This window comes from Sphingomonas bacterium (assembly GCF_903643065.1).
Taxonomy (GTDB): Bacteria; Pseudomonadota; Alphaproteobacteria; order Sphingomonadales; family Sphingomonadaceae; genus Sphingomonas.
Window position 1 is genome coordinate 1 of sequence record NZ_CAHJWX010000117.1, and the last position, 6,369, is coordinate 6,369.

Genomic DNA, 6,369 nt, shown 5'->3' on the forward strand with positions numbered 1-6,369 from the left:
CGACAAGGCCCGCTGCTGCGCGCGCAACGCGGCGTCGCGGCTGGTCGCCGCGACCCGGAGCCGGTTCATGCCCGCGCCCGTGCCCGCCGGGATCAGCCGGCCGACGATCACATTCTCCTTCAGCCCCATCAGCGTGTCCTGCTTGCCCTGGACCGCCGCCTCGGTGAGGACGCGGGTAGTCTCCTGGAACGAGGCCGCCGAGATGAAGGAACGCGTCTGCAGCGACGCCTTGGTGATGCCGAGCAGGATCGGCTTGCCCTGTGCCGGCGCCTGGCCCTTGACGAGCTTGGCATTGGTCGCGTCCATCTCGTCGCGATCCAGCTGCTCGCCGACCAGCAGCGTCGTGTCGCCGGACTCGGTGATCTCGACCTTCTGCAGCATCTGGCGGACGATCACCTCGATGTGCTTGTCGTTGATCTTCACGCCCTGCAGCCGATAGACCTCCTGAATTTCGCTGACCAGATACTCCGCCAGCGGCTCGATGCCGAGCACCTCCAGGATGTCGTGCGGATCGGGCGAGCCGCCGATCAGATTGTCGCCGCGCTTAACGAAGTCGCCTTCCTGCACGTCGATCACCTTGGACTTGGGGATCAGGTACTCGACCACCTCGCTCCCGTCCTCCGGCTGGATGCCAATCTTGCGCTTCGCCTTATAGTCCTTGCCGAACACAACCCGCCCGGAGACCTTGGCGATGATCGCGTTCTCCTTGGGCTTGCGCGCCTCGAACAGCTCGGCGACGCGCGGCAGACCGCCGGTGATGTCGCGCGTCTTGGCGCTCTCGCGGCTGACGCGGGCGAGCACGTCGCCCGCCTGCACCGTCGCGCCGTTCTCGACCGACAGCGTCGCGCCGATCGCGAGCAGGTAGCGCGCCGCCTCGCTCTCGCCGGCCCCCGTCAGCGTCAGGCGGGGACGCAGGTCCTCCTTGGACTTGGCGGTGGTGCGGTATTCGGTAACGACGCGCTGGGCGATGCCCGTCGCCTCGTCGACCTGCTCGGCCAGCGTCTTGCCCTCGATCAGGTCCTGAAACGCGACGGTGCCGCCCGTCTCGGTGATGACGGGCATGGTGAACGGGTCCCACTCCGCCATGCGATCGCCCTTCTCGACGACGTGACCGTCATCGAACAGCACATAGGCGCCATAGGGGATGCGATGCGACGACAGTTCGCGCCCGTCCATGTCGGTGATGACGATCTCGCCCGAGCGGCTGAGCACCACGCGCCGGCCACGCTGGTCGGTGATCGTGCGCAGGTCCTTGTAGGTGGCGGTGCCGTCGACCGGCGCCTCCAGGTTGGACTGCTCGTTGAGCTGCGCCGCGCCGCCGATGTGGAAGGTGCGCATCGTCAGCTGCGTGCCCGGCTCGCCGATCGACTGGGCGGCGATGACGCCCACTGCCTCGCCGATGTTGACGGGCGTGCCGCGCGCGAGATCGCGGCCATAGCAAGTCGCGCAGACGCCGATCTTGCTTTCGCAGACCAGCGGCGAGCGGATCTTCATCCCCTGGATGCCGATCTTCTCGATCTGCGCCACCATCGCCTCGTCGAGCAGCGTGCCCGCCGGGATCACCACGGCGCCCGACTTGGCGTCGACCACGTCCTCGGCCGTGGTGCGGCCCAGGATGCGTTCGCCCAGCGACGCGATGGTGGTGCCGCCCTGCACGATCGCCTTCATCTCCAGCGCGCGCTCGGTGCCGCAATCCTCCTCGATGATGACGCAATCCTGCGACACGTCGACCAAGCGGCGGGTGAGATAGCCCGAGTTCGCGGTCTTCAACGCCGTGTCCGCGAGGCCCTTGCGGGCGCCATGGGTGGAGTTGAAATATTCGAGGACGGTCAGCCCCTCCTTGAAGTTGGAGATGATCGGCGTCTCGATGATCTCGCCCGACGGCTTGGCCATCAGCCCGCGCATGCCGGCGAGCTGCTTGATCTGCGCCTGGCTGCCACGAGCACCGGAATGCGCCATCATGTAGATCGAGTTGATCGGCTTCTCGCGGCCCTGCATCGGCCCGTCCTCATAGTGACGCACCGCGCGGATCTCGTTCATCATCGAGTTCGCGACCTTGTCGCCGCAGGTCGACCAGGCATCGATTACCTTGTTGTACTTTTCCTGCTGGGTGATCAGGCCGTCCTGATATTGCTGCTCGAAGTCCTTCACCTGGTCGCGCGTCTCGTCGACCAGCACCGTCTTGTCGGGTGCCACGAGCATGTCGTCCTTGCCAAAGCTGATACCGGCCTTGAACGCATGGCGGAAGCCCAGCGCCATGATCGCGTCGGCGAACAGCACCGTCTCCTTCTGGCCGGTGTGGCGATAGACCTCGTCGATCACGTCGCCCACGTCCTTCTTAGTGAGGAGGCGGTTGACGGTCTCGAACGGGACCTTGGACGATTTGGGCAGCGTCTCGCCCAACAGCATGCGGCCCGGCGTCGTATCGACGCGCTTCATATACTGCTTGCCCGTCTCGTCGGTCTGCGGAACACGGCTGACGATCTTCGTATGCAGCGTCACCGCGCCGGCGTTGAGCGCCTGATGAACCTCGCTCATGTCGGAGATCAGCATGCCCTCACCGGGCTCGTGCTGCTTCTCCATCGACAGATAATACAGGCCCAGCACCATGTCCTGCGATGGCACGATGATCGGCTTGCCGTTGGCGGGCGACAGGATGTTGTTGGTCGACATCATCAGCACGCGCGCTTCCAGCTGCGCTTCGAGCGACAGCGGGACGTGCACGGCCATCTGGTCGCCGTCGAAGTCGGCGTTGAACGCCGAGCAGACGAGCGGATGGAGCTGGATCGCCTTGCCCTCGATCAACACCGGCTCGAACGCCTGGATGCCCAGGCGATGGAGCGTCGGCGCGCGGTTGAGCATGACGGGATGCTCGCGGATCACCTCGTCCAGGATGTCCCAGACCTCCTTGCGCTCCTTCTCAACCCACTTCTTCGCCTGCTTGAGCGTCATGCTCAGGCCTTTGGCGTCGAGGCGCGCGTAGATGAACGGCTTGAACAGCTCCAACGCCATCTTCTTCGGCAGGCCGCACTGGTGGAGCTTCAGCTCCGGACCCGTTACGATGACCGAGCGGCCCGAATAGTCGACGCGCTTGCCGAGCAGGTTCTGGCGGAAGCGGCCCTGCTTGCCCTTGAGCATATCGGACAGCGACTTGAGCGGGCGCTTGTTGGCGCCGGTGATCGTCCGCCCACGCCGGCCGTTGTCGAACAGCGCGTCCACCGCCTCCTGCAGCATCCGCTTCTCGTTGCGCACGATGATGTCGGGCGCGCGCAGCTCCATCAAGCGCTTGAGGCGATTGTTGCGGTTGATGACGCGGCGATACAGATCGTTGAGGTCGCTCGTCGCGAAGCGGCCGCCATCGAGCGGCACCAACGGGCGCAGCTCGGGCGGGATAACGGGGACGACCTCCAGGATCATCCATTCGGGCCGGTTGCCGGACTCGAGGAACGACTCCACGACCTTGAGCCGCTTGATGATCTTCTTGGGCTTCAGCTCCGACTTGGTCGTCGCCAGCTCTTCCAGCAGGTCACGCTTCTCGCCCTCCAGGTCGAGGTTCTCCAGCATGACGCGCACGGCCTCGGCGCCGATCCCGGCGCTGAACGCGTCCTCGCCATATTCGTCCTGCGCTTCGAGCAGCTCGTCCTCGGTCAGCAGCTGGAACTTCTCCAGCGGCGTCAGGCCCGGCTCGATGACGATATACGCCTCGAAATACAGCACCCGCTCCAGCTGCTTGAGCTGCATGTCGAGCAACAGGCCGATGCGGCTGGGCAGCGACTTCAGGAACCAGATATGCGCGACGGGCGCGGCCAGCTCGATATGACCCATCCGCTCGCGGCGGACCTTGGAAACGGTAACCTCGACGCCGCACTTCTCGCAGACGATGCCCTTGTACTTCATGCGCTTGTACTTGCCGCACAGGCACTCGTAATCCTTGATCGGACCGAAGATGCGCGCACAGAACAGGCCGTCACGCTCGGGCTTGAACGTGCGATAATTGATCGTCTCGGGCTTCTTGATCTCGCCGAAGCTCCACGAGCGGATCTTCTCCGGGCTCGCGATGCCGATCTGGATCTGGTCGAACGTCTCGGGCTTAGCGACCGGGTTCGCGAAGGGGGTCATGTCGTTCATAACTGCTCCTAAGCACTAGGCTTGGGTGGAATCATCATTCTGAGTTCCCCGTCATGCTGAACTCGTTTCAGCATCCATGCGACCACATCGGCGTCTCGCCTGACGTCGATCGTCTCGCATGGACCCTGAAACAAGTTCAGGGTGACGAGGCACTGCTACTAGGCGTTACTCCGCCGCGATCGCGACGCCGTCCGCGTCGACCTCGGCATTCTTGAGGTCGACGTTGAGGCCCAGTGAGCGCATTTCCTTGACGAGCACGTTGAAGCTTTCGGGGATGCCGGCCTCGAACGTGTCGTCGCCCTTGACGATCGCCTCATAGACCTTGGTGCGCCCGACCACGTCGTCGGACTTCACCGTCAGCATCTCCTGCAAGGTGTAGGCGGCGCCGTAGGCCTGCAAGGCCCACACCTCCATCTCGCCGAAGCGCTGGCCGCCGAACTGCGCCTTGCCGCCCAGCGGCTGCTGGGTGACGAGCGAATAGGGCCCGATCGAGCGCGCGTGGATCTTGTCGTCCACCAGATGGTGCAGCTTGAGCATGTAGATGATGCCCACCGTCACCTTACGGTCGAACAGGTCACCGGTGCGGCCGTCATACAGGTCCGACTGGCCGGAGACGTCGAGCCCCGCCAGCTCCAGCATGTCGGCGACGTCCTTCTCCACCGCGCCGTCGAACACCGGCGTGCCCATCGGCACGCCCGCGCGCAGATTGTCGGCCAGCTCGACGATCTCGTCGCCATCGCGCGCGCGGATATCGTCGAGATAATGCTCGCCATAGACCTGCTCCAGCCGCGCCTTGACCGCCTCGGGCATCGCGCCCGGCTTGGCCGTGGGATTGGCCTCGCGCCAATCGTCCAGCCCCTTCGCGATCTGCTGACCCAGCCCGCGCGCGGCCCAGCCCAGATGCGTCTCGAAGATCTGGCCGACGTTCATCCGGCTCGGCACGCCCAGCGGGTTGAGCACCAGATCGACCGGCGTGCCGTCGGCGAGGAACGGCATGTCCTCCGCCGGCAAGATGCGGCTGATCACGCCCTTGTTGCCGTGACGACCGGCCATCTTGTCGCCCGGCTGCAGCTTGCGCTTCACCGCGACGAACACCTTGACCATCTTGAGCACGCCTGGCGGCAGCTCGTCGCCGCGCTCCAGCTTCTCGCGCCGATCCTCGAACTTGTCGCGGATCAGCTTCGCGCTCTCGTCATATTGCGCGCGCACCGCCTCCAGGTTGGCCTGGACCGCGTCGTCCTGCACCGCGAACTTCCACCATTCGTGCCGGTCGACCGAGTCCAGCGCGTCGGCGTCGATGGTCGCGCCCTTCTTGGGTCCGCCCTTCGGCACCGCGGTCGCGACCTGATCGAGCAGCATCTCGCGCAGCCGCGACCACGTCGCGCGGTTAAGGATGGTGCGCTCGTCGTCGCTGTCCTTCTTGAGCCGCTCGATCTCCTCGCGCTCGATCGCCATCGCGCGCTCGTCCTTGTCGATGCCGTGGCGGTTGAAGACGCGCACGTCGACGATCGTGCCGGACACGCCCGGCGGCAGGCGTAGCGACGTGTCGCGCACGTCGGACGCCTTCTCGCCAAAGATGGCGCGGAGCAGCTTCTCCTCCGGCGTCATCGGGCTCTCGCCCTTGGGCGTGATCTTGCCGACCAGGATGTCGCCCGGCTCCACCTCGGCGCCGACATAGACGATCCCCGCCTCGTCGAGGTTGCGCAGCGCCTCCTCGCCCACATTGGGGATGTCGCGGGTGATGTCCTCCGGCCCCAGTTTGGTGTCGCGGGCCATCACCTCGAACTCGTCGATATGGATCGACGTGAACACGTCGTCCTTCACGATCCGCTCGGAGATCAGGATCGAGTCCTCGTAATTATACCCGTTCCACGGCATGAACGCGACTAGCGCGTTGCGGCCGAGCGCCAGCTCGCCGAACTCGGTCGAGGGGCCGTCGGCGATGACATCGCCGGCGCTGACCACGTCGCCCACCTTCACCAGCGGACGCTGATTGATGCAGGTGGACTGGTTGGAGCGCTGGAACTTCATCAACGTATAGATGTCGACACCTGACGTGCCCGCGTCGACATCGCCCGTCGCGCGCACCACGATCCGGCTCGCGTCCACCTGATCGACGATGCCCGCGCGCTTGGCGGCGATCGCGGCGCCGGAGTCGCGCGCCACCGTCTCCTCCATGCCGGTGCCGACGAACGGCGCCTCGGCGCGGACCAGCGGCACCGCCTGACGCTGCATGTTCGA

The 6,369-nt window shown here is 65.4% G+C and carries 2 protein-coding genes; both read right to left on the bottom strand.

Annotated features, from left to right (window positions below; all coding sequences use genetic code 11):
- Positions 1-4,128, bottom strand: a 4,128-nt coding sequence (gene rpoC / locus HUU95_RS05705; RefSeq protein WP_174279230.1) for a DNA-directed RNA polymerase subunit beta', incomplete at its 3' end; no start/stop codon positions are given.
- Between the two features lie 165 nt (positions 4,129-4,293).
- The coding region (gene rpoB, locus HUU95_RS05710; protein WP_174279231.1) for a DNA-directed RNA polymerase subunit beta at positions 4,294-6,369 on the bottom strand (2,076 nt) is incomplete at its 5' end.